Source organism: Buttiauxella cochleicola (assembly GCF_021282405.1).
In the GTDB taxonomy this organism is placed as follows: Bacteria; Pseudomonadota; Gammaproteobacteria; order Enterobacterales; family Enterobacteriaceae; genus Buttiauxella; species Buttiauxella massiliensis.
Map to the genome: position 1 here is coordinate 355,083 of NZ_JAJSOU010000003.1, position 22,453 is coordinate 377,535.

The 22,453-nt window shown below is 48.9% G+C and carries 21 protein-coding genes, 1 tRNA gene and 2 pseudogenes; 15 read left to right on the top strand and 9 right to left on the bottom strand.

Going from position 1 to position 22,453, the window contains the following annotated elements:
* The first annotated feature begins 58 nt into the window (after positions 1 to 58).
* The 4 genes and pseudogenes from LVQ79_RS05935 to LVQ79_RS05950 all read left to right on the top strand — a co-directional run.
* Positions 59 to 1,414: a carbohydrate porin gene (locus LVQ79_RS05935; protein WP_232864239.1), complete on the top strand. Its 1,356-nt coding sequence runs from the start codon at positions 59 to 61 to the stop codon at positions 1,412 to 1,414.
* Between the two features lie 27 nt (positions 1,415 to 1,441).
* Complete coding sequence (locus tag LVQ79_RS05940; protein WP_370639830.1) at positions 1,442 to 2,386, top strand: PfkB family carbohydrate kinase; 945 nt, start codon at positions 1,442 to 1,444, stop codon at positions 2,384 to 2,386.
* A gap of 4 nt (positions 2,387 to 2,390) precedes the next feature.
* Positions 2,391 to 3,170, top strand: a pseudogene (locus LVQ79_RS05945) (IS3 family transposase); the annotation flags it as partial.
* Positions 3,170 to 3,622, top strand: a pseudogene (locus LVQ79_RS05950) (DUF4942 domain-containing protein); the annotation flags it as partial. The pseudogenes LVQ79_RS05945 and LVQ79_RS05950, both read left to right, overlap by 1 nt.
* Before the next feature lie 102 nt (positions 3,623 to 3,724).
* Here LVQ79_RS05950 and LVQ79_RS05955 read toward each other — a convergent pair.
* Positions 3,725 to 3,801 (bottom strand) — tRNA-Arg (locus tag LVQ79_RS05955).
* A gap of 187 nt (positions 3,802 to 3,988) precedes the next feature.
* Between LVQ79_RS05955 and folD the strand changes: the two genes are divergently transcribed.
* On the top strand, positions 3,989 to 4,855 hold the full coding sequence (gene folD, locus LVQ79_RS05960; protein ID WP_232864240.1) for a bifunctional methylenetetrahydrofolate dehydrogenase/methenyltetrahydrofolate cyclohydrolase FolD: 867 nt from the start codon (positions 3,989 to 3,991) through the stop codon (positions 4,853 to 4,855).
* 1 nt (position 4,856) lies between these two features.
* A complete protein-coding gene (ybcJ, locus tag LVQ79_RS05965; RefSeq protein ID WP_064516971.1) occupies positions 4,857 to 5,069 on the top strand; it encodes a ribosome-associated protein YbcJ in 213 nt (70 codons plus the stop codon).
* Between the two features lie 141 nt (positions 5,070 to 5,210).
* Here ybcJ and LVQ79_RS05970 read toward each other — a convergent pair whose 3' ends face one another.
* Positions 5,211 to 6,764, bottom strand: a complete 1,554-nt coding sequence (locus tag LVQ79_RS05970; RefSeq protein ID WP_232864241.1) for a peptide MFS transporter — start codon at positions 6,762 to 6,764, stop codon at positions 5,211 to 5,213.
* A gap of 374 nt (positions 6,765 to 7,138) precedes the next feature.
* Between LVQ79_RS05970 and LVQ79_RS05975 the strand changes: the two genes are divergently transcribed.
* From LVQ79_RS05975 to malI, 3 genes are all read left to right on the top strand, one after another.
* Complete coding sequence (locus tag LVQ79_RS05975) at positions 7,139 to 7,666, top strand: metal-dependent hydrolase (protein WP_232864242.1); 528 nt, start codon at positions 7,139 to 7,141, stop codon at positions 7,664 to 7,666.
* A gap of 262 nt (positions 7,667 to 7,928) precedes the next feature.
* Positions 7,929 to 9,428 carry a PTS transporter subunit EIIC gene (locus tag LVQ79_RS05980; RefSeq protein ID WP_151992915.1) on the top strand — a complete coding sequence of 500 codons (1,500 nt, stop codon included), beginning with the start codon at positions 7,929 to 7,931 and terminating at the stop codon, positions 9,426 to 9,428.
* A 212-nt stretch (positions 9,429 to 9,640) separates the two neighbouring features.
* On the top strand, positions 9,641 to 10,657 hold the full coding sequence (malI, locus tag LVQ79_RS05985) for a Mal regulon transcriptional regulator MalI (protein ID WP_232864243.1): 1,017 nt from the start codon (positions 9,641 to 9,643) through the stop codon (positions 10,655 to 10,657).
* Between the two features lie 38 nt (positions 10,658 to 10,695).
* Here malI and rnk read toward each other — a convergent pair whose 3' ends face one another.
* Together rnk and LVQ79_RS05995 are read right to left on the bottom strand one after the other, a co-directional pair.
* On the bottom strand, positions 10,696 to 11,106 hold the full coding sequence (gene rnk / locus LVQ79_RS05990; protein ID WP_232864244.1) for a nucleoside diphosphate kinase regulator: 411 nt from the start codon (positions 11,104 to 11,106) through the stop codon (positions 10,696 to 10,698).
* A 149-nt stretch (positions 11,107 to 11,255) separates the two neighbouring features.
* Entirely contained in the window at positions 11,256 to 12,632 is a 1,377-nt protein-coding gene (locus LVQ79_RS05995; RefSeq protein WP_151992913.1) for a GntP family permease, read from the bottom strand.
* 288 nt (positions 12,633 to 12,920) lie between these two features.
* Between LVQ79_RS05995 and LVQ79_RS06000 the strand changes: the two genes are divergently transcribed.
* Positions 12,921 to 13,751, top strand: a complete 831-nt coding sequence (locus tag LVQ79_RS06000; protein ID WP_232864245.1) for an alpha/beta fold hydrolase — start codon at positions 12,921 to 12,923, stop codon at positions 13,749 to 13,751.
* Positions 13,752 to 13,794: 43 nt separating this feature from the next.
* Here the strand turns inward: LVQ79_RS06000 and LVQ79_RS06005 are convergent, their stop codons facing one another.
* The 3 genes from LVQ79_RS06005 to idnO all read right to left on the bottom strand — a co-directional run bounded on the left by LVQ79_RS06005 (position 13,795) and on the right by idnO (position 15,292).
* Entirely contained in the window at positions 13,795 to 13,944 is a 150-nt protein-coding gene (locus LVQ79_RS06005; RefSeq protein ID WP_232864246.1) for a hypothetical protein, read from the bottom strand.
* Positions 13,945 to 14,043: 99 nt separating this feature from the next.
* A complete protein-coding gene (locus LVQ79_RS06010) occupies positions 14,044 to 14,517 on the bottom strand; it encodes a NanQ anomerase/TabA/YiaL family protein (RefSeq protein ID WP_232864247.1) in 474 nt (157 codons plus the stop codon).
* A gap of 10 nt (positions 14,518 to 14,527) precedes the next feature.
* Positions 14,528 to 15,292 carry a gluconate 5-dehydrogenase gene (gene idnO / locus LVQ79_RS06015; RefSeq protein ID WP_151992910.1) on the bottom strand — a complete coding sequence of 255 codons (765 nt, stop codon included), beginning with the start codon at positions 15,290 to 15,292 and terminating at the stop codon, positions 14,528 to 14,530.
* Positions 15,293 to 15,485: 193 nt separating this feature from the next.
* Here idnO and LVQ79_RS06020 point away from each other — a divergent pair, with 193 nt between their 5' ends.
* From LVQ79_RS06020 to LVQ79_RS06030, 3 genes are all read left to right on the top strand, one after another.
* Positions 15,486 to 16,478 (top strand): LacI family DNA-binding transcriptional regulator, encoded by a 993-nt coding sequence (locus LVQ79_RS06020; protein ID WP_232864248.1) that lies wholly within the window; start codon positions 15,486 to 15,488, stop codon positions 16,476 to 16,478.
* Positions 16,479 to 16,622: 144 nt separating this feature from the next.
* Positions 16,623 to 17,570: a 2-hydroxyacid dehydrogenase gene (locus LVQ79_RS06025; protein ID WP_232864249.1), complete on the top strand. Its 948-nt coding sequence runs from the start codon at positions 16,623 to 16,625 to the stop codon at positions 17,568 to 17,570.
* A gap of 57 nt (positions 17,571 to 17,627) precedes the next feature.
* Entirely contained in the window at positions 17,628 to 18,941 is a 1,314-nt protein-coding gene (locus LVQ79_RS06030; RefSeq protein ID WP_232864250.1) for an MFS transporter, read from the top strand.
* 3 nt (positions 18,942 to 18,944) lie between these two features.
* Here LVQ79_RS06030 and rna read toward each other — a convergent pair whose 3' ends face one another.
* Positions 18,945 to 19,742: a ribonuclease I gene (rna, locus tag LVQ79_RS06035; RefSeq protein WP_370639833.1), complete on the bottom strand. Its 798-nt coding sequence runs from the start codon at positions 19,740 to 19,742 to the stop codon at positions 18,945 to 18,947.
* 94 nt (positions 19,743 to 19,836) lie between these two features.
* Positions 19,837 to 21,213 carry an anaerobic C4-dicarboxylate transporter DcuC gene (gene dcuC, locus LVQ79_RS06040; protein ID WP_232864252.1) on the bottom strand — a complete coding sequence of 459 codons (1,377 nt, stop codon included), beginning with the start codon at positions 21,211 to 21,213 and terminating at the stop codon, positions 19,837 to 19,839.
* A gap of 470 nt (positions 21,214 to 21,683) precedes the next feature.
* On the opposite strand from dcuC, the gene LVQ79_RS06045 reads away from it, so the two are divergent.
* Both LVQ79_RS06045 and LVQ79_RS06050 read left to right on the top strand, forming a co-directional pair.
* On the top strand, positions 21,684 to 22,037 hold the full coding sequence (locus LVQ79_RS06045) for a hypothetical protein (protein ID WP_154149942.1): 354 nt from the start codon (positions 21,684 to 21,686) through the stop codon (positions 22,035 to 22,037).
* A 65-nt stretch (positions 22,038 to 22,102) separates the two neighbouring features.
* Positions 22,103 to 22,450, top strand: a complete 348-nt coding sequence (locus tag LVQ79_RS06050; RefSeq protein WP_232864253.1) for a copper-binding protein — start codon at positions 22,103 to 22,105, stop codon at positions 22,448 to 22,450.
* Positions 22,451 to 22,453 lie beyond the last annotated feature (3 nt).

Genomic DNA, 22,453 nt, shown 5'->3' on the forward strand with positions numbered 1-22,453 from the left:
GGTAATTATTTCCGCGGTATAGCACTTCGGCATTATTAAAATTATAAAGGAATAATCGATGAAAATAATAATCGGGTCGGTGCTCTGCGCCGGTTTATATTCTACCTCGGGTTTTTCACAATCACCGTTAACCATTGAACAACGTTTTGCTTTGCTTGAACAACGCTTACAGGATGCTGAAAAACGCGCTGATAAAGCAGAGTCGGAAATTGCAACATTAAAACAAGTGCCCACCACAGAAAATGAAAATAAAATAATTTCGGTAGAACAAAAACCCACACCTAAACTGGCTTTAAATAATAACTCGGAATTAAAGTTCTATGGCGACGTGGAATTTAATCTTGATGGCGCCAGCCGTACCGGCAGTTTAACTTCGGTGAAAACCAGCGCTAATAAAAATTGGGCGCCGGGAGATAAAGAACGCTGGGATATTAATGGGAGAATTCTGTTAGGCGTTGACGGTATTCAACACTCGTCGAATGGCCAATATGCCGGTTTTACTGTTCAACCGCTGGCGGATATGAACGGGAAAATGAACCTTGATGATGCGGCATTCTTCTTTGGGCAACAGCAAGACTGGTTAGTAAAGGTCGGGCGCTTTGAAGCCTACGATATGTTTCCGCTCAACCAGGACACCTTTATCGAGTATTCCGGAAACACTGCTAATGACCTGTATAGCGACGGTTATGGGTACATCTATATGATGAAAGAGGCGCGAGGGCGTAGTAACAGCGGGGGAAATCTGCTGTTCAGTAAGACGTTAGATAACTGGTATATGGAAGTGAATACGCTGGTAGAAGATGGCAGTTCACTGTATGTCGACCAGCGTTATCATGGAACGGAACTCGATAATCAAAAAAATGTGGTTTACGTCCGCCCGGTTATTGCCTGGCGTTCAGGAGACTATTCTATGGCGGCGGCTATGGAAACAAACCTTATTAACAACGCCTACGGCTATAAAGATGCTGCCGGAACCTGGCACGATCAATCCGGGCGTACAGGGTATGGTTTAACAATGAGCTGGAATACATTGAAAAACAATCCGCAAGAGGGTGTGGTAGTAAATCTTAATACCGCTTATATGAATGCAGAAGACGAAAAAGACTTTAGCACCGGGATTAATGCGCTCTGGCATCGTGTTGAGTTAGGTTATATCTATGCACATAACAAAATTTCTGACTTCAATATTTCCGGATTGAACAGTGAGTGTGGTAACGAATGCGCGATCCTGGCCCCTGGCAATTACGATATCCATACAATCCATACCTCCTGGCAATTGCCCAATATTATGGATATGCCCAATTTCAATATTTACCTCGGTGCTTATGCTTCCTGGCTTAATTCTACAGCACAAGAAGAAGGTGATGATCAACCACGTTATGGCGCACGCCTGCGTTTTAAATACTTGTTTTAACGCGTGACGATTTTTTAAGGAGCAGTCATGAATATCTGGACATATGGTGATGCGGTTGTGGATCTGCTACCACTTGCGGACATGCAATATCGCGCCTGCGCAGGCGGCGCCCCGGTTAACGTTGCGGTGGGGTGCGCACGGCTGGGTTGCCAGAGTGGTTTTATCGGCCGGGTCGGGGACGATACATTTGGCACATATTTGCAGCGCACGCTGGTTGATTACGGCGTGGACACCCAACATATGCAGACAGACTCTGTGCATCGTACCAGCACGGTGTTGGTTTCTTTGGCCGAAGGCGGCGAGCGCGAATTTACGTTTTTGGTCAACCCGTCAGCCGATCAGTTCATCACCGCGGAGACACTGCCGGAGTTTGGCGCAGATATTTTGCACTTTTGTTCGTTGGCGCTGGTGGCAGAAGGCTGCCGTGAAACACTCACGCGAGCAATAGGGAAGATTAAGCAAGCGGGTGGGCTGCTAAGTTTTGATGTTAATTTACGCGAGCAGATGTGGCCCGACAGGCAGCAAATGCTGTCTGCTGTGCGCCATTTCGCCATGCAGGCCGATATTCTTAAATTGTCAGAAGAAGAGTGGTACTGGCTTGCTGGCACCCATCAGTATACTGCGGCAGTCAACGCGTTAAAGGCGCTTCCGGCTGCCATCAAAGTAATTACCTTCGGGGCGCAAGGGGCCAAGGTATTATGGCAAAATCAGGTTATTCATTTCAGCGGTTATAACGTTGAGAGTGTCGACACCACCGGGGCCGGAGATGCCTTTGTTGCTGGTCTGCTGGCGCATATTGCAATTGAGCAACTGCCACAAAATCTCACCCAACTTAAGCAGGCATTAGCCCAGGCAAGCGCCTGTGGCGCGTTGGTCACGATGCAAAAAGGAGCGCTTGCCGCCACAGCAGACAGGGACACCGTACAGAAGTTTATCGCACGTGCACCTTTGCCAGATGTTGAGGTGAAATAACGCCTACACCGTTGCCGCCGCTGCAACGGCAATGAATGTCGGCAAATCCACGATGGATAAGTGGGTTCGACAACTGAAAGAAGAACGGGCAGGGAAATCCCCAAAGGCCTCTCCGATGACGCCTGAGCAACTTCGCATTCGTGAATTAGAAAAACGACTGCAACGTATTGAAATGGAAGGCGATATATTAAAAAAAAGCTACCGCGCTCTTGATGTCAAACTCCCTGAGCAATTCTCGTTATTTGAGAAATTCAGGACGCGGTTCCTGTTGCTTTTATTTGTAATGTGTTCGGGATCCATCGCAGTAGCTATCGGTACTGGCTAAGCCGACTGCAGAAACCTGATGCAAAACAAATCGTTATACTGAACCTGGTTCGTGAAGTTCATCATGCCAGTAATGGCTCTGCGGGGGCCCGGAGCATTGCCGATATGGTCAGCGCAAAAGGTGTTCCGTTGAGTCGCTGGCTGGCCAGTAAGATAATGAAAGAGCTGAATATTGTTAGTTGCCAGCAACCGGAGCATCGCTACAAAAAAGCCATAAAAGAGCATGTGGATATCCCTAATCATCTGGATCGCCAGTTTGCAGTAACGGAACCTAATCAGATCTGGTGCGGCGACGTGACCTACATCTGGACGGGCAAACGCTGGGCTTATCTGGCGGTTGTTCTGGATTTATTTTCCCGCAAGCCAATAGGCTGGGCGATGTCGTTTTCTCCGGACTCAGGTCTGACAGGAAAAGCATTAACGATGGCCTGGGAAGCCAGGGGAAAACCGACTGACGTTATCCTCAGTACTTTTGAGCAGCTACATCGGAACAAAATGGATGTATTTGAGCGTGGCATTATCAATGTCTTTAAAGGGCTGTCGTGGGATTACAAAACCAATAGTCCTTGCAGCTTTGGTAAAAAGATCATCTTTAACAATCTGGTGATGCATAACCTCTGGGGATTTAGTCTGAACTGGGGCTGGAGGCGTGATCAATTGGCAGATTTGGAGCGGATGCTGTTTTTACTCGATTGCAAACCGATACCTGACAACCGTAGTGATATCTCTACCTGGTTGATGGAGCATATTCGGGATAATCCGACTAAGGAAGTTTACGAGGATGAGTTCTTCAGTATTCGTTACTTTTAGAAGGGAACTGCCCATTTGACGTTTAAACGCCTGGCTCTGATTGAAAGGATGAATGACATCATCGCTAAGTACTATCCGGGAATGCTGGCTAAGCCACGCTAATGTTGATGGGTGTTGAGAAAATTTACTTACACCAGCCGTTACATAAACTTTATGGATGCGTGGTTTTTAGTGAGGGGTTTTGCGTAACTCATTAATTTTAAATGGTACGCCCTACAGGGCTCGAACCTGTGACCTACGGCTTAGAAGGCCGTTGCTCTATCCAACTGAGCTAAGGGCGCACTGTATTCCTTTCGGAAGCATTGCGGGTTCGGATTATACGGTCAGTACCTTACGAGTCAATGGCTTTTGAACTGCCTGCGCGACAATTGAGCATAAAGGCTTAACAATGCCTGACAGCGAGCCGCGCTTCTGACAAAATAGAAACAATCCCCTCCCTTTTCGATTACAGACGGAATCATCTGACTGATGGCAGCAAAGATTATTGACGGTAAAACGATTGCGCAGCAGGTACGGCTTGAAGTTGCTGAAAAAGTGAAAGCCCGAATTGCCGCTGGAAAACGTGCTCCAGGACTTGCGGTTGTTCTGGTTGGCGAGAATCCTGCTTCGCAAATTTATGTTGGAAGTAAACGTAAGGCATGTGAAGAAGTGGGCTTTATTTCCCGCTCGTACGATTTGCCTGACACAACTTCTGAAGCAGAGCTGCTGGAGCTGATTGATACGCTTAACGCAGATAAAGAAATTGACGGTATCCTGGTGCAGTTACCACTGCCTGCAGGTATCGATAATGTGAAAGTTCTGGAGCGTATCGACCCGGATAAAGATGTTGATGGATTCCATCCCTACAACATAGGTCGCCTGTGCCAGCGTTCGCCGCGTCTGCGCCCTTGTACGCCACGTGGCATCGTGACGCTGCTTGAGCGTTACGGTATTGATACCTACGGCCTGAACGCCGTGGTGATTGGCGCATCCAACATTGTTGGCCGTCCGATGAGCATGGAACTGCTGTTGGCGGGTTGCACCACTACCGTGACTCACCGCTTTACCAAAAACCTTCGTCATCACGTTGAAAATGCTGATTTGGTGATCGTTGCTGTTGGTAAACCTGGCTTTATTCCAGGTGATTGGATCAAGGAAGGGGCGATTGTGGTGGACGTGGGTATTAACCGTCTGGAGAGCGGTAAAGTGGTCGGCGACGTAAATTATGATGAAGCCGCTGCCAAAGCCTCGTATATTACGCCGGTTCCGGGTGGCGTTGGCCCAATGACCGTCGCCACTCTTATCCAGAATACCTTGCAGGCTTGCGAGGAATATCATGATGTCCATGGAGAATAAAATGGCGACCTTCTCATTAGGTAAACACCCACACGTTGAATTATGCGATCTGCTGAAGCTGGAAGGCTGGTGTGAAAGCGGCGCACAGGCGAAAGCGGTGATTGCGGAAGGGCTGGTGAAAGTAGACGGCGAAGTGGAAACCCGCAAACGCTGCAAAATCGTTGCAGGCCAGACTGTGGTTTTTGAAACACTGAGCATCACGGTCGAAGCTTAAGCTTCCCGTTTAACCCTCGCTTTCCGGCGAGGGTTTCCCCTTCTGCATTAATTTTCTGCAATTCTACGAATATTTTCGGGCCTGCTCAAAGAATGAGGCCTGTCGTCAGACTGGCCTCATTGCGGGTGACGATATGACTAATCAGGCGTTGCTAACCGGTTTTTGTTCTGTCTTCACCTGAGCATTTTCCAGCATTTTGCGTACCGGAATAATCAGCACGAACAGTACAGCCGCACAGATCAGTAACGCAATGGAACAACGCGCGAACAGGTTAGGCAGCATATCCAACTGGTCGGCTTTCACGTGACCGCCAATCAGGCCTGCCGCAAGGTTACCCAGCGCACTGGCGCAGAACCACAGTCCCATCATCTGGCCACGCATTCTTTCTGGAGCCAGCAGCGTCATGGTCGCAAGTCCAATTGGACTCAGGCACAGCTCGCCGAGTGTCAGCATCAGGATGCTTCCCACCAGCCATAGTGGCGACACACCAGCACCGCCGCTGTTCAGAACATTTTGTGCTGCCAGCATCATCAAACCAAAACCTGCAGCGGCGCATAAAATGCCGATGATAAACTTAGTGATACTGCTTGGGCGGATGTTATTACGTGCGAGGCGCGGCCATGCCCAGCTAAATACCGGTGCCAGTAAAATGATAAACAGCGCATTGATTGACTGGAACCACACCGCAGGGATCTCAAAATCGCCGATCATGCGGTCGGTGTAGTCATTTGCAAACAGGTTGAACGAAGTGGGTTTCTGCTCAAATGCAGACCAGAAGAAGGCCGCAGAGACCAGCAGAATAAAGCAAACCAGCAACCTGGCGCGCTCTTTGCGGTTAAGACCCGCGAACATGAACAGATAGATAAAATAGAGCGCTACCGACGCCGCAATCACGTATACCAGCACACTGGCAACCGCAACGGGGTTAATGACGATCACACCTTTTGCAATCAGGGTCACGATAACAGCCACGCCGACCGCCAGTGCCAGCAACCAGCCACCGACACCGTTTTTCTTAGCAACCGGGCTGTTCCAGGTTGAATCGAGGCCCACTTCACTGTCGTAGCGTTTCATGGCCGGAACGGCGAACACACGGAAGATAACCAGCGCAACCAGCATTCCGATACCGCCGATACCGAAGCCCCAGTGCCAGCCGTGGGTTTTTATCAGCCACCCGGAGATCAGGGGGGCAATAAACGAACCCATGTTGATGCCCATATAGAACAACGAGAAACCGCCGTCACGACGCGCATCGCCTTTTTTATACAGCGTTCCGACCATGACTGAGATGCACGTCTTGAACAAGCCAGAGCCAAGAACGATAAACATCAGGCCGATGAAGAACAGGTTGTCGCCCATGAACGCGGAAAGCGCTATCGACAGGTGGCCAAGGGCAATGAGAATCGAGCCATACCATACGGCTCTCTGTTGCCCTAACCAGTTATCAGCAAGCCATCCGCCTGGCAGCGCCGCCAGATACATACAGCCAGCAAAGATACCGACGATTGCCGATGCGTTTTCACGCGCAAGCCCCATACCGCCGTCGTAAACCGTTGCTGCCATAAACAAAATGAGTAAGGGACGGATCCCGTAAAACGAGAATCGCTCCCACATCTCAGTAAAGAACAGTGAGCCTAACGGGTAAGGATGACCGAAGAACGTTCGGCTCTCGTTGTTGTTAACCGAGGATTGCATAAATTCTCCCAAGAGGGTGTGTGGTTGTGTTGATCAGTGGCGAAATGCCCGGCGGCTAGCTGACTTGCCGCTCTTTAACATTCAGCCATTATTATTAGCTGGCGAGATTTGTCTAATGCCAACCGCAGAACTTTTAGATGAAAAGTCGACAAATGTCTACGTTTACAGATTTTATAGCGGCAGATATGAGATGTCGATTGGCAGGTTTTGGTGTGAAAACCTTGATCGCGAAGCCATAAATTATCACGGTGAAATGTTCCTCTTAGTCCAGGCTGGTAGAGGGGAGGTGGCGACCAGTTTCGGATGTTTAGCCTGGTTTCTTTTTGTTTATCCTGAGCTATTCTGCTTTTTCCACTCATCAGACAACGCCTTCTATGCCAACTATCATCACTCATGCTGCAGTACCCATTTGTTTAGGATTAGGGCTTGGCACAAAAATTATTCCTCCACGTCTGCTATTGGGCGGGATCATTCTGGCGATGTTGCCGGATGCCGATGTACTGGCGTTTAAATTTGGCGTGGCGTATGGCAATGCTTTTGGTCACCGTGGGTTCACGCACTCTTTGCTGTTTGCATTTGTGGTGCCGCTACTGTGTCTGTTTGGCTATCGTTGGTTCCGCGCAGGTTTTGTTCGCGTCTGGTTATTCCTGACGGTGTCACTGCTTTCGCATAGCCTGTTGGACTCGGTTACTACAGGCGGCAAGGGTGTTGGCTGGCTATGGCCGTGGTCAGATGAACGATTTTTTGCGCCATGGCAGGTGATACGTGTCGCTCCTTTTCAGCTCTCCCGCTACCTCGAACCCCGTGGTCAGGCGGTAATTTGGTCTGAACTACAATGGGTTTGGTTGCCAGGTTTGCTGATGGCGTTCTTGCTGTTTGTTATACGTAAGAATTTGCGGTAACGGCGTCATGCTTTTGGCGGATGACACGAGCTTATCCGCCTCACAACATCTGCTTCACTTCCAATAAGCCCCTATAAATTGCAGGTCAAAACCTGCTCAACTTCAAATATTCGATAACAGTATGGCTACAACGCATATTTTAGTTGCCGGGCAAAAAACGTTTCGTCAGTATAGGTAGAACGTTCTACTAGAACGTTCTACCAAGCATAAAAACGCGTAAAACCAAAAACGCGTAGGCGGCGTCAACACCGGGGGATTGTTTATGAGTTTGCTATCCAGTATTACAAAATCGTTATCTAAATTGTCGATGATAGGTCGTGCATTAATGCTACCTATCTCTTTGTTGCCGGCGGCAGGCTTGTTACTGGCCTTCGGCGATAAATTCCATTTGCCGTTAATGATGAATGCGGGTGGGGTGATTTTCGACAACCTGCCGATGCTGTTTGCGATTGGCTCGGCTGTGGGTTTGGCTGCTGAATCGGGGATTGCTGCACTGTCGGCGGCGGTATCAGTCTTTATTATTAACGTCACAATTGGCACGGTGATGCATATCACGCCAGAAATGGCGGCAGCAGGCGGGAAATATGCCATGGTTGTTGGCATCCCAACGTTGCAGATGGGGGTGTTTGGTGGCCTGATTTCCGGCATTCTGGCCGCATGGTGCTATAACAAATTCCACACCATGCAGCTCCCTGAGTTCCTCGGTTTCTTCTCGGGTAAACGCTTTGTTGCCATTGCTACCGCGTTTTTATCCTTCCTGCTCGGGATGGCATTGCCATGGATTTGGTCATATATCCAGTCGGGAATTGATTCGCTGTCGGTTATTGTGAATGGTGATAATCAGGCGCTTTCAACGTTTATCTTCGGCCTGGTTGAACGTGCGTTAATTCCGTTGGGGCTGCACCACATCTGGTATCCGTCATTCTGGTATTCATTTGGTGAGTACACGACGACAGCAGGCCAGGTTATCCACGGTGACCAGACAATCTGGTTCAAGATGCTCGAAGAAGGCGTGAAATCCTTTAGCAGCGACAGCTACCATAACGCAGGCAAATTCATGCAGGGTGAATTCCCACTGATGCTGTTTGCACTGCCTGCAGCATGTCTGGCGATGTACCACGAAGCGAACACCAAAAATAAGAAAATTGCCTCCGGTATTCTGTTCTCTGCGGCATTGACCTGTTTCCTGACAGGCATTACTGAACCGGTTGAATTTACCTTTATCTTTGTTGCGCCAATCCTGTATGTATTCAACGCAATTATGGCTGGCCTGTCTTACATGTGTATGTACCTGCTGCATGCGCATATCGCCAAGTCGTTCTCGGCAGGCATGATTGACTACATCTCCTTCGGGATCCTGCCGTCTTTCAACGGTTATCAGACTAACTTCTTGTCGGCTGTGATCGTCGGTATACCGATGGCGCTGATTTATTACTTCACTTTCCGTTTTGTTATTCGCCGTTTCGATGTGAAAACACCGGGCCGCGCTGATATTACTGCCAACGCTAACGATAAAACCGACACTGAACTTGCTGGCGATATTATCGGCTTGTTGGGTGGTGCAGAGAACATTAACTCTGTTGGTTCATGTATTACGCGTCTGCGTCTGGAAGTGGAAAAAAGCGACCGGGTAGACAAAGACGGTCTCAACAGTCTCGGTGCACGCGGTGTAGTGTTTGTTGGCGATTCGGGCATTCAGGTGATATTTGGCGCACGAGCGCAATTTATCGCACAGACGATGTCCACAATGATTGGTAAATAACTTTCCCCGTCATCCTTCAAGCTGCAGATGCGTTGGCTGCATTCACTTACCCCAGGAACTTACTCAAGTAAGTTCCTGGGGCTAAGTTCTTTTGCCGCCTTCCTGCAAATTGAATGCTATAGGGGAAAGAGATGCAAAATAGTTAGCCCCCGGTATGTTTACTGGGGGCTTTATGGTATTGATAACAAGGATATTTAGTGCATAGGAACGGGATGAAAAAGGTCAATATTATTGATGTAGCCCAACTGGCGGGAGTTTCTGTCTCCACCGTGTCATTGGTGCTACGCCAAAAAGGTAAGATCTCTGAGGCAACTATTGAAAAGGTTAACGCTGCGATCAAACAGCTTGGCTACGTCCATAACGTTGCGGCGGCGAATCTGCGTTCCAGCACCTCAAATCTTATCGGCCTGGTTATCCGTGATTTCAATGACTCCTTTTGTGTAAACGTTATGGCAAGCGTCGTCCATTATCTGGAAAAACAAGGCTATATGGTTTTTCTGGGCCACCCGCAGGACGATGATCAACAGCTGCAACAGTGTTTAACATCTTTTTCGCAGCAAGGCGTGGCGGGTGTTATTTATCTGGATGCTAACCACCGTTTAGCCTCGATCCCCTCACTCATTTCTGAATGCCCATTGCCGACGGTGATTATCGCGGAGTCCACGGTAAGCAGCCATCGTGACGTGATTGGGCGGGATAATCGCCAGGCCGGAAACCAGGCGACGCGTTATTTGATTGACCGTGGTCATCGAAATATCGCCTATTTGGGTGGAACGGCATCCAACTTGATGCGCGAAGAGCGTTTACTGGGTTATCGCAATGCACTGGCGCAATACAATTTGCCGTTTCGCGAAGAGTGGGCTCCAGTTTGTGAAAACGACACCGAGAATGCTGCACGTTTAACACGTCAATTGCTTGAGAAAAACAGCAAAATCACCGCAATGCTCTGCCATTCACCATCAGCAATTATTGGCTGCCTCAATGGTATCCAGCAGGTTGGGCGAACGGTCGGTAAAGATGTGTTTTTGACTCAACAGGTTTCGTTGATTGGTTTCGAAGACATGATGCACATTAATCTCACCTCGCCACGCTTCACTTACGTTTCGTCATCCAGCGAAGAAGCAGGCCGACAGGCGGCAACATTGATTGTGAATAAGATTAAAGAGCCGGCGCTGCCTGCTCAGAAAATTATTATTTCAGGGGAGTTGGTGCTAAGGGAATCGGCCTGATAATTATTGTCCCCCTTCAAGAAAGGGGGACACATCATTTAACGGTGGTACTCGCCAGCGGCTTCCGGCTGGTATTGCAACTCCAGCACTTCCAGATGCGTCTGGTTACCGTTCGGTAACGTCCAGTTAATTGTCGCGCCCACACGCAAACCCAACAGCGCCGCACCCACTGGTGCCATCACTGAAAGTTGATTGTCGCTGTCTGTTAGGTTTATCGGGTAAACCAGCGTGCGAACATGCTCTTCTTTTGAGGATAGATCGCGGAATTTAACGCGGCTGTTCATCGTTACGACGTCGGCCGGAATATCTTCAGGCTTACACATTTCTGCTCTGTCCAGTTCTGCGTTCAGCACTGTAGCTACCGGCTGGTTAGCAAATTGTGGTTGCTCCAGCAAACGGTCAATACGCTCGGCATCGAGTTCATTAATGATAATGGCTGGTCTGGACATATTTCTCTCCGTGTAAAAAAACAGGCACTCATGTGCCTGATGTGGACCTTACAAAAGAAAACCCTCACCGGTAAGAGTGAGGGTTTGGTCTGCAGTGATAATACTGAGCTTAACGTATAGTTTAAAGTGACCTGAGTCACAAACTGCAGTTACAGAATAATGCTACCGACTAATGCGAACAGGAAAGCGATAGTACCAATCAGCGTTTCCATCACAGTCCAGGTTTTCAGTGTGGTTTTCTCGTCCATTTCCAGGAAACGGCCAACCAGCCAGAAACCGGAGTCGTTCACGTGAGACAGAACAGTTGCACCACCTGCAATTGCCACCACGATGAAGCACAGATCGAACTGGCTCAGGCCTGGCGTTGCCGCAACCATTGGCGAGATAAGTGCCGCAGTGGTAGTCAGAGCAACGGTCGCAGAACCTTGTGCCACACGCAGAGCGGTAGAGATAACAAACGCGGCAACAATCACTGGCATACCTGTATCAGACAGCACACCAGCAAGCGCATCACCAATGCCGCTGGCACGCAGAACACCACCGAACATACCACCCGCACCGGTCACCAAAATGATGCCGCAGATTGGACCAAGCGCGCCATCGCAAACTTTTTCCAGATGCTGGCGGCTATGACGACCACTAAACACAGCAAGAGCAAAGAATACAGTTATCAGCAATGCAATCGGGGTTTTACCCAACATGCGCAGGAACTGAACTACGATATTGTCAGCCGTTACCCAACCGAGCACAGTTGCTGTGTTCAGGCCGGTATCAAGGAAAATAAGCACCAGTGGCAGCAGCAGAATTGACAATACAGTGCCAAAAGATGGTGGCTGGTGGTTTGGATCAGCTTCTACATTGCCGAGGAAAGAAGAAGGCAATGGTACTTCGAATTTCTTGCCAGCATACAGGCCAAACAGATACGCACCGAGATACCAGGTTGGAATCGCGATAACCAGGCCAACAATGACCAGAAGCCCAATGTTCGCGCCGAGCAATTCACTTGCAGCAACCGGACCCGGATGCGGCGGCAAAAGTGCGTGCATTACAGCGAATGCACCCGCAGCAGGCAGCGCATATTTCAGCGTAGAACCACCGAATTGTTTTGCTACGCTGAAAATAATTGGCAACATCACCACCAGGCCCGCATCGAAGAAGATTGGGAAGCCAAACAGCAAAGATGCAACGCCAAGCGCTAGTGGCGCGCGGTGTGAACCAAATTTCCCGACCAGTGTGTCAGCCAATACTTTGGCACCGCCAGAGATTTCAAGTAAACGACCAATCATGGCACCCAGGCCAACCAGCAGGGCAACGCCCGCCAGGGTACTACCAAAACCGCCCAAAATTGTTGGGACAATTTTATCGAACGGCACACCGGTGACCAGTGCAACAACAACACTCACAAGAGTTAATGCTAAGAATGCATGCACTTTGAAGCGCATGATGAGAATAAGTAGGAGTACGACTGCACAAGCTGCGATCCCAAGTAGGGTCCCTGCGCCGTAATGTGCTGTTATTTCGGTCATATGTTTGTCCTCTGCGCCGAATTAGTAGGCAAGATATGCGTTAAGCATAAATCACCATCTCTCTGATACCGGTAACATGATATCGGTAACATGACGCCTTCGGGAATGGAGTGCTCCATGTTTATTAACATTTTGAGAGCAACTTCAAACTATCGAAAGAAACCGTCCATAAGCCGCATTGATTAATTGCTGACCGTAAATAAACCTGCCATGGGCAAAACTTGCATTACTCTTTATAGGCACGTTTCACTCAGGCCTTGTGCGGTCATCACCTGAACCGGAGATATCATGAGCCATTACGACAAACTCACGTTAAAGGACGGCAGTTCTCTTTACTTTAAGGATTGGGGAGAAGGACAACCGGTAGTATTCAGCCACGGCTGGCCATTAACGGCGGATGCGTTTGAAGACCAGATGTTTTTCCTAGGGCAGAAAGGATTTCGGGTTATTGCTCATGACAGGCGAGGGCATGGGCGCTCATCGCAAAGCTGGGACGGAAATAACATGGACCAGTACGCCGATGATCTTGCCGAATTGACCGCGCATCTCAATCTCAAAGATGCCGTTCACGTTGGGCATTCAACCGGCGGCGGGGAAGTGGCACGTTATATTGGCCGCCATGGCACCAGTCGTGTGGCAAAAGCGGTGCTGATAAGTGCCGTTCCGCCCATCATGGTCAAAACGGACTTCAACCCAAATGGTGTACCCATTGATGTGTTCGATGGTATCCGCGAAGGCGTGCGTGCGAACCGTGCGGACTTCTTCAAAGAGCTGACGCTACCGTTCTACGGCTATAACCGCTCAGGGGCTGAAATTTCAGAAGGTGTCAGAGAGAGTTTTGTTGAGCAAGGCATGCAAGGTGGCATCAAAGCGTTGTATGACTGTATCAAAGCGTTCTCGGAAACCGATTTGCGCGAAGATCTGAAGAAAATGACCATTCCGACGCTGGTTATTCATGGCGACGACGATCAGATTGTGCCCTTTGAAACCTGTGGCAAGGTGACAGCGGCGACACTGCCAGATGCGACGTTCAAAGTTTATGAAGGTGGCTCACACGGTATTTGCACCACGGAGAAGGACCGGATTAATGCTGATTTGTTGGCCTTTTTGAAAGGTTAGCTGTTGTAGGCGGGTAAGTGGCTATTACCCGCCATTCAGCCACTCATTTAACCGCGACCGGCAACATAATCTCTTTTAAAATTTCATAGCGTTGTTGGGGTGAAAGCCAAATCAAACCCAACAGCTTATGCGCTTTTTCTTCACGTTCGAATTGGGCTTTTAACTGCATTAAAAAACGTTTCGTTTTGTTCATAATTACCTCCGCATTTGATAAACAAAGCATATGTCTACAAACCCGGAACTAATAGTGAACTGATTGTTTTTTTGTCTTCCGTATTTAATCGGACAGGTGTTATCTGGTAATTAAACTCATATCAATCTTCGCTACAATTTTCCTCAGCGCAGCCGGTTCATTTAGCGTTGCCATAGGGCGATGAAGCTCGCCGGGGAAAAGAATCGTCAGGTCCCCTGGCCGTAGTTTTATCAATGTTTCACAGCCCATGTTTTTATAGAACCCGATATCATTTTGTTCGTCAAACTCACCATCTTGTTGCTGCTGTTGATCCACCGGTGCGGCACCGATTATCTCTTCGCCTTCAAGCACGATATGCACGTCGATATAACGGGCATGCAATTCAGGGCGTTGCTCTTCCAGGAGTATTGTTTTGCCATCAAACACCGAGAAATAGATAAGCTCGCCTTCAATCGGGTATTTGCCGTTGGCTAATTGCTGTGGAAGGTTTGCGATAATGGCTTGTAACGCATGACGAATCACAGTTGGGTATACCGGGTTTTGAGCGGCATTCTCAAGTTTATCAATAATCATATTTCCCCCCTTACACCGCAACCAACATGCCGCCATCAACAAACAGCAGGTGGCCATTCACGAAGTTTGACGCTTTTGACGACAGGAACACCGCAGCACCAATCAATTCTTCAGGATCACCCCAGCGAGCCGCTGGTGTGCGTTTGCATAGCCACTGGGTGAAAGCTTCATCGTCGACCAGGGTTTTGGTCATATCTGTTTTGAAGTAACCCGGCGCAATACCGTTAACCTGGATGTTGTAACGCGCCAGTTCCACGCACATACCGCGGGTCAACATTTTCACCGCGCCTTTTGCTGCGGCATATGGCGTAATTGTGTCGCGGCCCAGCTCGCTCTGCATTGAGCAAATATTGATTATTTTCCCAGCCTGGCGTTTTACCATGCGTCTTGAAACAGATTGTGAAACTAAAAATACAGCAGTCTGATTAACGGCAATAATATCGTTCCATTCATTAACCGGAAATTCAGTAAATGGATGGCGACGCTGAATGCCAGCATTATTAATTAATACATCAATCGGCCCGATCTCTTGCTCGATATTTTCAATCGCAGTTTCCACCGCTTCCGGGTCGGTAACATTAAATGCAGCAGTCCAGGCGGTATAACCACTGTCACGTAATTTCATTGCCGCATGTTCGGCGCGTTCAGCAGTAATATCATTGATGATAATTTCAGCACCATGCTCAGCCAGGCCTTGTGCTAATAAAAAGCCAATTCCTTGTGCAGAGCCGGTAATTAATACGCGTTTGTTGTCGAGCGTAAACAAATTCGTCATGGTGAATTCCTGTTATTTTTGCATCGTATTTAATATCCCTTATCAAAGCGGTTCAGAGCGGGTAAAACTGTGAAGTAGATCACTGCGAATAGTGTTACGCCCGCGTGATACCTGGAGTGTGAAGTGTGGTAGCTTTTCTTTTGTTAAGGATGCGAGGCATAATCCTTTTCCCGCGGGTTATCAGGAAAACCAGATGAAGTACCAGCGCATTACATTGCAGGACATTGCCGCCCTTGCGGGGGTGACAAAAATGACCGTCAGCCGTTATTTGCGCACGCCGGATAAAGTAGCCCCGGAAACTGCCGCCCGAATCGCTGAAGTGATGGCGGAAGTCAATTATATGCCTGACCCTGAAAACAGGGCTTTGGCGAGCAATATGCAGCCGCGTATCGGCGTCATTATTCCCTCCTTTAATAACCAGATTTTTGCCGATTTACTGGCAGGTATCGAATCCGTAACAAAGCCAATGGGTTACCAGACGTTGGTGGTTAATTACGATTACGACCGCGAGCGCGAAGAAGAACAAATTGCCACGGTGCTGGGTTTTAACGTCGCAGGGCTTATCCTGACGGAAACCGTGCATACGCTGCGGACCGAGAAGTATTTAAGTGCTGCCGGAATCCCTGTGGCTGAAGTGATGGACCTGGTATCTGGTAGCGGGCGCATTAACGTCGGCTTTGATAATTTCCGGGCCGGATTTGATATGACCAATATGCTGATTGCCAGTGGCAAGAAGCGGATTATCTATTTAGGTTCGATGGCCGATGTGCGTGATATCAAACGGTATGAAGGGTATTGCAAAGCCATGGCTGACGCGGGTTTGACTGATGGACGGCTAATGCCAAATAAAGTTTCCTCTGTAAGCGTAGGAACAGGAATGATGGCGATGGCGCGCCAGATGTACCCGGATATGGACGGTATTTTGTGTACTAATGACGATCTCGCCGCAGGCGTGTTACAAGAATGCCTGGCTGCCAACATTCGTGTGCCGGAACAGATGGGAATTGCTGGTTTTCACGGCCTGGAAATCGGCCAGGTTACGGTTCCAAAACTTGCCAGTGTTGTCACGCCACGCTTTGAGATCGGGAAAGTCGCCACGGAAATTTTATTGAAGAAAATCAATAAACAACCAACAATTGAACAAGTCGATTTGCACTATCGCTTATCTCTTGGCGGCACGCTTTAGTCGCTTAAATGCTGAAGCGATCACGCTAACGGTAACACGGTTTTCTAACATGGATTGGCGTGACCTACGTCGCAAAACCCTGCGCTTAAAAAGGCTTTGATGTTAAGCAGAAATATTGACTTAGCTGACTTAACCGGGGGAACCATGTCGCAACCTACCCAACACGTATTACTTATTGCTCCAGTGATGGATGTACTTCAGCAGCAACTGGAGACTCATTACACCGTTCATCGCCTTTACCAGCAGTCTGACGCTGCGGCCTGGCTTGCTGATAACGGCGCACAAATTGGTGCTGTTGTGACGCGGGGGGATATCGGCGTGACTACCACCGTGCTGGAAAATCTGCCTCAGGTCGGTGTGATTGCTGTTTTTGGTGTCGGCACTGATGCGGTGGATCTGGAATATGCTCGCCGTCGCGATATTGCGGTGACCATTACTGCCGGGGCACTCACCGACGATGTCGCTGACCTGGCTTTCGGTTTGCTGTTGAGTAGTGCTCGCCAGCTCTGCCAGGGTGACCGCTTCGTACGAGAAGGGCGCTGGCTTCAGGAAAGCCCTGCATTGGCAACCCAGGTGAGCCGTAAACGTATCGGCATCTTTGGGATGGGGAATATTGGCCGAGCCATTGCCCGTCGTGCCATCGGCTTTGATATGGAAATTTATTACACCGATCGCGAAATGGATAGCTCACTGCCGTATCACTGGTGTGAGGATGTATTAAGTCTTGCCCGCAATAGTGATTTTTTTATTGTTGCGGTATCGGGTGGCAAGGCAAGTCACGGCATTGTGAATCAACAAGTATTCGAGGCATTACCTAAACATGCATTGGTCATTAATATCGCTCGCGGCAGTATTATCAATGAGCAGGATTTAATTACCGCTTTGCAAAATGGTGATATTTCCGGTGCCGGGCTGGATGTTTTTGTGAATGAACCTAATGTACCTGCTGAATTAATCTGTATGGAGAATGTGGTATTACAACCGCATGTTGCCAGCGCCACACATGAAACACGCCAGCGCATGAGTAATATCGTATTTGAAAACGTTGAGGCTTATTTCAACCATAAACCTCTACCGCACCGTATTAAGTAATTTCCCGGAGCCCTTTATTAAAAAGGGCAATGACTTTTATTGTCACGGATAAATACCATGGAAAAGAAAATCCCCGGCACTCGCTGGTGGCGCGTGGTCGCGCCTATTTTAATCGCCTGTATTATTTCTTTTATGGATCGGGTGAATATTAGTTTTGCACTTCCCGGTGGAATGGAGGCTGATTTAGGTATAACCAGCCAAATGGCAGGTCTCACCAGCGGGATATTTTTCATCGGTTATCTTTTCTTGCAGATTCCCGGTGGGCGGGCGGCCGTGAACGGTAGTGGTAAACGGTTTATCGCCTGGTCGCTGGTGGCGTGGGCTATCGTTTCTGTTGCCACAGGTTTTGTCACCAACCACTATCAGGTCTTAGTTCTGCGGTTTGTGCTCGGTGTCGCCGAGGGCGGAATGCTGCCAGTCGTGTTAACGATGATCAGCAACTGGTTCCCGGACCGCGAAATTGGGCGAGCGAATGCTTTCGTCATGATGTTCGCTCCTATCGGCGGTATGGTAACCGCGCCAATCTCGGGTGCGATTATTCAGAGTCTGGACTGGCGCTGGCTGTTTATCATCGAAGGTTTGCTGTCGATTGTGGTCTTGGCGGTGTGGTGGTGGCTGATTAGCGACCGTCCGCAGGAGGCTCGCTGGTTACCTGCTGCAGAACGTGAATACCTGCTGGCGGAATTTGAACGCGACCGTCAGGCGCGAAGCCTGAAGCAGCCGGTAAGTAATGCTCCGTTGCGCGATGTATTTCGTAACAGCAGTCTAATGAAGCTGGTTGCACTTAACTTTTTCTACCAAACCGGTGATTACGGGTACACGCTGTGGCTGCCGACAATCCTCAAAAACCTTACCGGCGCGAATATGGCGGGTGTCGGGCTGCTGGCAATAGTGCCTTTTGTCGCGACGATTATCGGTATCTATGTCATTTCAATGCTCAGCGATAAAACCGGTAAACGCCGACTGTGGGTAATGATTTCACTGTTGTGCTTTGCCGCGGCATTGCTGGCGTCGGTAGTTTTACGTCATAACATTATCGCGGCCTACATTGCTTTAGTGGTGTGCGGGTTCTTCCTGAAGGCTGCAACCAGTCCGTTCTGGTCGATTCCGGGGCGAATTGCATCACCAGAAGTTGCCGGTGGGGCACGTGGTGTGATTAACGGATTAGGCAATCTTGGGGGCTTCTGTGGCCCGTGGCTGGTGGGGATGATGATTTATCTCTATGGGCAGAACATGGCAGTCTGCGCCCTGGCTGGTTCGCTGGTGATTGCGGCACTGATAACTCTGACGCTACCAAAGAACTGCGATCTGACTCCCGATAATGGAAAGTCAGTCGCAGACGAGTCGGCTAAACAGCCACATGTTGCTTAACGATCAATAACCTACAGCATCCAGGCGGAACTGCTTCGCGCAGTTGCCTGGATTTCTTTGTGTGGCAAACGAACCTTCATTAAGCGGGCCATTAATTTTTGCAGCATCAAGCGAGATTTGCATTTCCGTCAGGTATGCCGGGTTACCGTTACAGGTCAGTTTTACCGCCTTCACCGCATCATTTCCCCAGCTCTTTTCCAACGCTTTATTGAACGCTTTTCGCGTGACGACTTTGCTGTAGTTTGTTGCCAAAAATTCACCGAAAGCGCTTTGTTTGAATTCATTGTTCAGGCGAACCATGGTGCCGAAATAGGCGTTGGGGTTAAAACCAAAACACGCGCCATGTTTTGCGAACTCATAGCGTTCAAGGCACGACTGACCTCCAGCCCCTGGCATGACACCCGCAAGTTTGCTGGCGATATCTGTTGATAACGCAGGTGCTGGTGCCTGGCATTTTTGCGAACCGCGAACTTCAGCCATGTTCGGCACCGGGCGGGTTGAACAGCCGTAGCGCATCCATCGTTTTTCATCCACACCGCGCGCCGCTACCGATTTTGGCAAACCTGGCCATAGGCCGTGCACGGTTAAGAAAGTGCGCTTGTCATTTTGCTCTTGCTGCGTTGTACATTCGGCAGGCTCGTTGCGGTTACGCTCATGCATGCTCTGGCAAAAACCGGTTTGCCAGGACAGAGCCAACACGTAACGGTCAAAATCGGCATACTGTTTGGCGGTGAGTTCCTCCGCGTGTAACAGATGGCTGGTGGCCAGTAGGGAAGTCAGGATTAGCGTGTTTTGCCACATTAATTTCATCGTTTTCTCGCTCAGGCTTCCAGAAGTCACTTTATTTAAACATAAAAAAAGCGCCTCAATGAGGCGCTTATTACAAAGCTAAAGATTAAGGCAGAATAGCAGCAGACGGCACCAGAATTTCGGTGGCGATAATCACGACAATCAGACCAACAGCAACCGGTACTGACGTGCGTTTTACCACTTCGAATGGAGAGATTTTTGCCATCCCTGCAACCGCAACAACCACACCGGAAACCGGAGAAATGGTGCGTCCAAGGTTGGAGGCTTGCAGCATCGGAATCGCCAGGTACGCAGGGTTGATACCGGATGAGTGAGCCAGTTTAGGGATCATCTCAACGAAGGCATAAAACGGTGCGTTACCGGAACCGGTGGTCATCGCAGCCAACATCGTCAGCACGACCAGCACCAGCATCAGAATGATACTTGCTGAACCGAACGAGGTAGCAATCGATATTAGGCTCTGGATAAAGCCAATGGTGCTAAGGCCTTGTGCAAACACACCCGCAGCAACCAACAGCATAACTACGTTTGCGAAGGCATCAGCCATACCGCGATAGCAGACTTCAAGGCCAGAGAAGACGGTTTGCGCTTTGAAGCTACGGAAGAATTCAATCACCGCGGCAATCAGAATACAGATCACCAAAATAGCGATGATATGCAGCTGTGGACCCCATTTGCCGTCGAAAATCAGCACGCCGATAATTGGCGTAAATGGCAGAATGGCATAGAAAGAAGGCGCAGTAGTCTGGATTTCGCTGACATCGAGCATTTCGTGGCTGACGTTTTCTTTTTTATCCAGGTAGCGTTGCCAGAAGAAGTGGGCAATCGCCATGGCAATAATGGCAGCGATAGAAATTGGCACGGTGGTTTTAAAGGCAAAATCAACCAATGACATTTCTGCAGCTTTTGCCGCCAGCACTACGTCACCAGAAGTTGGGGACAGGATGATTGCTGCAGGAGAAGCACAAATTGCTGCTGCCGCACCACGACTAATTCCCACGTTCACCATGACCGGGAACAACGTTGCCATCAGCAACACACCCAGGCCGGTTGCAGATGAAACCGCCAGCGACATCAGACAAGCCACGAAATAAGCGGCGATCATCAGGATATAGGGTGAGTTAATTAATTTCAGTGGTTTAGACGCAAGCTTAACCACCATATCGTTAGCGCCGATATGCGTCATATATGATGCGAAACCGCACAGCATCATGATCATCATGCCAAGATCGCCACCGCGGCTCATCAGCAGGATTTTGACATATTCAACGATATCAGTTGCGGTATACCCAGTGCTTTCGGCATTGCCAGGTAAAACCTTGTGGCCCATCAGGGCACTTATAATCAGTAACGTTAAACCACCGACGAATAATACGCCGGTCGCGGAGTAGCCCTTGATGATGTAGCGAGCTACACCGACAATAACCACAACCCCAATAAGTAATTCAAGAGTAGTTAGCATTTGAGTCCCCTGTCGCGTTCGGCATCTTTACCCATTAAGGGGTGAGCAGTACCTGAGCGCAACGCCATGCCAGAAAATAAAAAAATAAGACGCTTTGCAGTCGTCGGCGAAAACGGTGCCAATCTGCCTGAATCATTGGCGCAGAATTCTGATGAGCATCAAATTTAGTAAGCTTCGTTCTGCTGCCATGACACTTTTGTCGGCAGCCTTGCAATTATGACATTTACTTATTGATAAGCGGTATATATTTATATCGCTTATTGGTCTGTTAATAATCATATGGAGGGAATTTAATTAAAATTATATTACATAATTGTTAATTACCTATCTGAATGTAAAGCAACTAAAAATCTCTTTAAAATAAAAAGGTCTAATGCTTATACTGCCGCCTCGTATATTTTGGGGTAACCAAGTTGCAATCCACTTTCTGGTCGACAAGCCGTTTACGCTTCCTCAGAAAGCATCTTTTGATGCTGCTATTGGCGTTTGGCTGGCTGTTTGTCAACAGCCAGGTCGCAGTGGCATCGCATGACTGCCCGGTAGAAATTAGCGCGCCATCCCTTTCCGTTCAGCATAGCGAACATATGCTGATGAAAAACCATTGGGATATGGTGAAAGCGAAGGGAACGCTGTGTGATAAACATTGCATTCCGGACGTGATGCAAAAAGATAACGGCTACAGTTCTTTGGCCGCATTGCCGGTTACCGATACTCTGGCCTTAGTGATCCCCGAATGCACTGAAACGGTTACCTCGGTTGCCTTATTAACTCCGCCTGCAACTGGCCCTCCGGCCACAATACGGTTTTGTCGTTTTAGAGAATAACTCCAGCACTGTCTTGGTTCATCCCTTACGGATTTCATCCTTTGACTTTAGTTCTGGAGATTTTTATGTCTGCTATTTCTGCACGTTTCTTTACAGCCGTTGCGCTGTCAGTATCAGCTTTCTTTACTTTGGCTCACGCAGCTTCTCACGATATGACTCATGAAATGTCGATGGCTCAGCCAATGGCCTCTGAGGTTTACCACGGCCATGGTGTGGTAAAGAAAGTCACCAACGATTCCATTTCAATTGCCCACAAACCTATCGCTGCCCTTAACTGGCCCGCAATGACGATGACATTCAGCTTGCCTGAAGCGGGTTCATTAGCGACGGTGAAAGCCGGTGACACGGTTGATTTCACTTTTAGCCAGCAGGCTGAAGGTTACCAACTCGCTTCGGTTACCCCGACTAAGTAACTG

Coding starts and splice junctions, on each gene's coding strand:
- rna (WP_370639833.1), bottom strand. CDS start 19,742: ATGTGGCAAAACACGCTAATCCTGACTTCCCTACTGGCCACCAGCCAT.
- LVQ79_RS05995 (WP_151992913.1), bottom strand. CDS start 12,632: ATGACCGAAATAACAGCACATTACGGCGCAGGGACCCTACTTGGGATC.
- folD (WP_232864240.1), top strand. CDS start 3,989: ATGGCAGCAAAGATTATTGACGGTAAAACGATTGCGCAGCAGGTACGG.
- LVQ79_RS05970 (WP_232864241.1), bottom strand. CDS start 6,764: ATGCAATCCTCGGTTAACAACAACGAGAGCCGAACGTTCTTCGGTCAT.
- idnO (WP_151992910.1), bottom strand. CDS start 15,292: ATGACGAATTTGTTTACGCTCGACAACAAACGCGTATTAATTACCGGC.
- dcuC (WP_232864252.1), bottom strand. CDS start 21,213: ATGCTAACTACTCTTGAATTACTTATTGGGGTTGTGGTTATTGTCGGT.
- LVQ79_RS05935 (WP_232864239.1), top strand. CDS start 59: ATGAAAATAATAATCGGGTCGGTGCTCTGCGCCGGTTTATATTCTACC.
- LVQ79_RS06050 (WP_232864253.1), top strand. CDS start 22,103: ATGTCTGCTATTTCTGCACGTTTCTTTACAGCCGTTGCGCTGTCAGTA.
- LVQ79_RS06000 (WP_232864245.1), top strand. CDS start 12,921: ATGAGCCATTACGACAAACTCACGTTAAAGGACGGCAGTTCTCTTTAC.
- LVQ79_RS06025 (WP_232864249.1), top strand. CDS start 16,623: ATGTCGCAACCTACCCAACACGTATTACTTATTGCTCCAGTGATGGAT.
- LVQ79_RS05975 (WP_232864242.1), top strand. CDS start 7,139: ATGCCAACTATCATCACTCATGCTGCAGTACCCATTTGTTTAGGATTA.
- LVQ79_RS06010 (WP_232864247.1), bottom strand. CDS start 14,517: ATGATTATTGATAAACTTGAGAATGCCGCTCAAAACCCGGTATACCCA.
- LVQ79_RS06005 (WP_232864246.1), bottom strand. CDS start 13,944: ATGAACAAAACGAAACGTTTTTTAATGCAGTTAAAAGCCCAATTCGAA.
- malI (WP_232864243.1), top strand. CDS start 9,641: ATGAAAAAGGTCAATATTATTGATGTAGCCCAACTGGCGGGAGTTTCT.
- LVQ79_RS05980 (WP_151992915.1), top strand. CDS start 7,929: ATGAGTTTGCTATCCAGTATTACAAAATCGTTATCTAAATTGTCGATG.
- LVQ79_RS06020 (WP_232864248.1), top strand. CDS start 15,486: ATGAAGTACCAGCGCATTACATTGCAGGACATTGCCGCCCTTGCGGGG.
- LVQ79_RS06030 (WP_232864250.1), top strand. CDS start 17,628: ATGGAAAAGAAAATCCCCGGCACTCGCTGGTGGCGCGTGGTCGCGCCT.
- ybcJ (WP_064516971.1), top strand. CDS start 4,857: ATGGCGACCTTCTCATTAGGTAAACACCCACACGTTGAATTATGCGAT.
- LVQ79_RS05940 (WP_370639830.1), top strand. CDS start 1,442: ATGAATATCTGGACATATGGTGATGCGGTTGTGGATCTGCTACCACTT.
- rnk (WP_232864244.1), bottom strand. CDS start 11,106: ATGTCCAGACCAGCCATTATCATTAATGAACTCGATGCCGAGCGTATT.
- LVQ79_RS06045 (WP_154149942.1), top strand. CDS start 21,684: ATGCTGCTATTGGCGTTTGGCTGGCTGTTTGTCAACAGCCAGGTCGCA.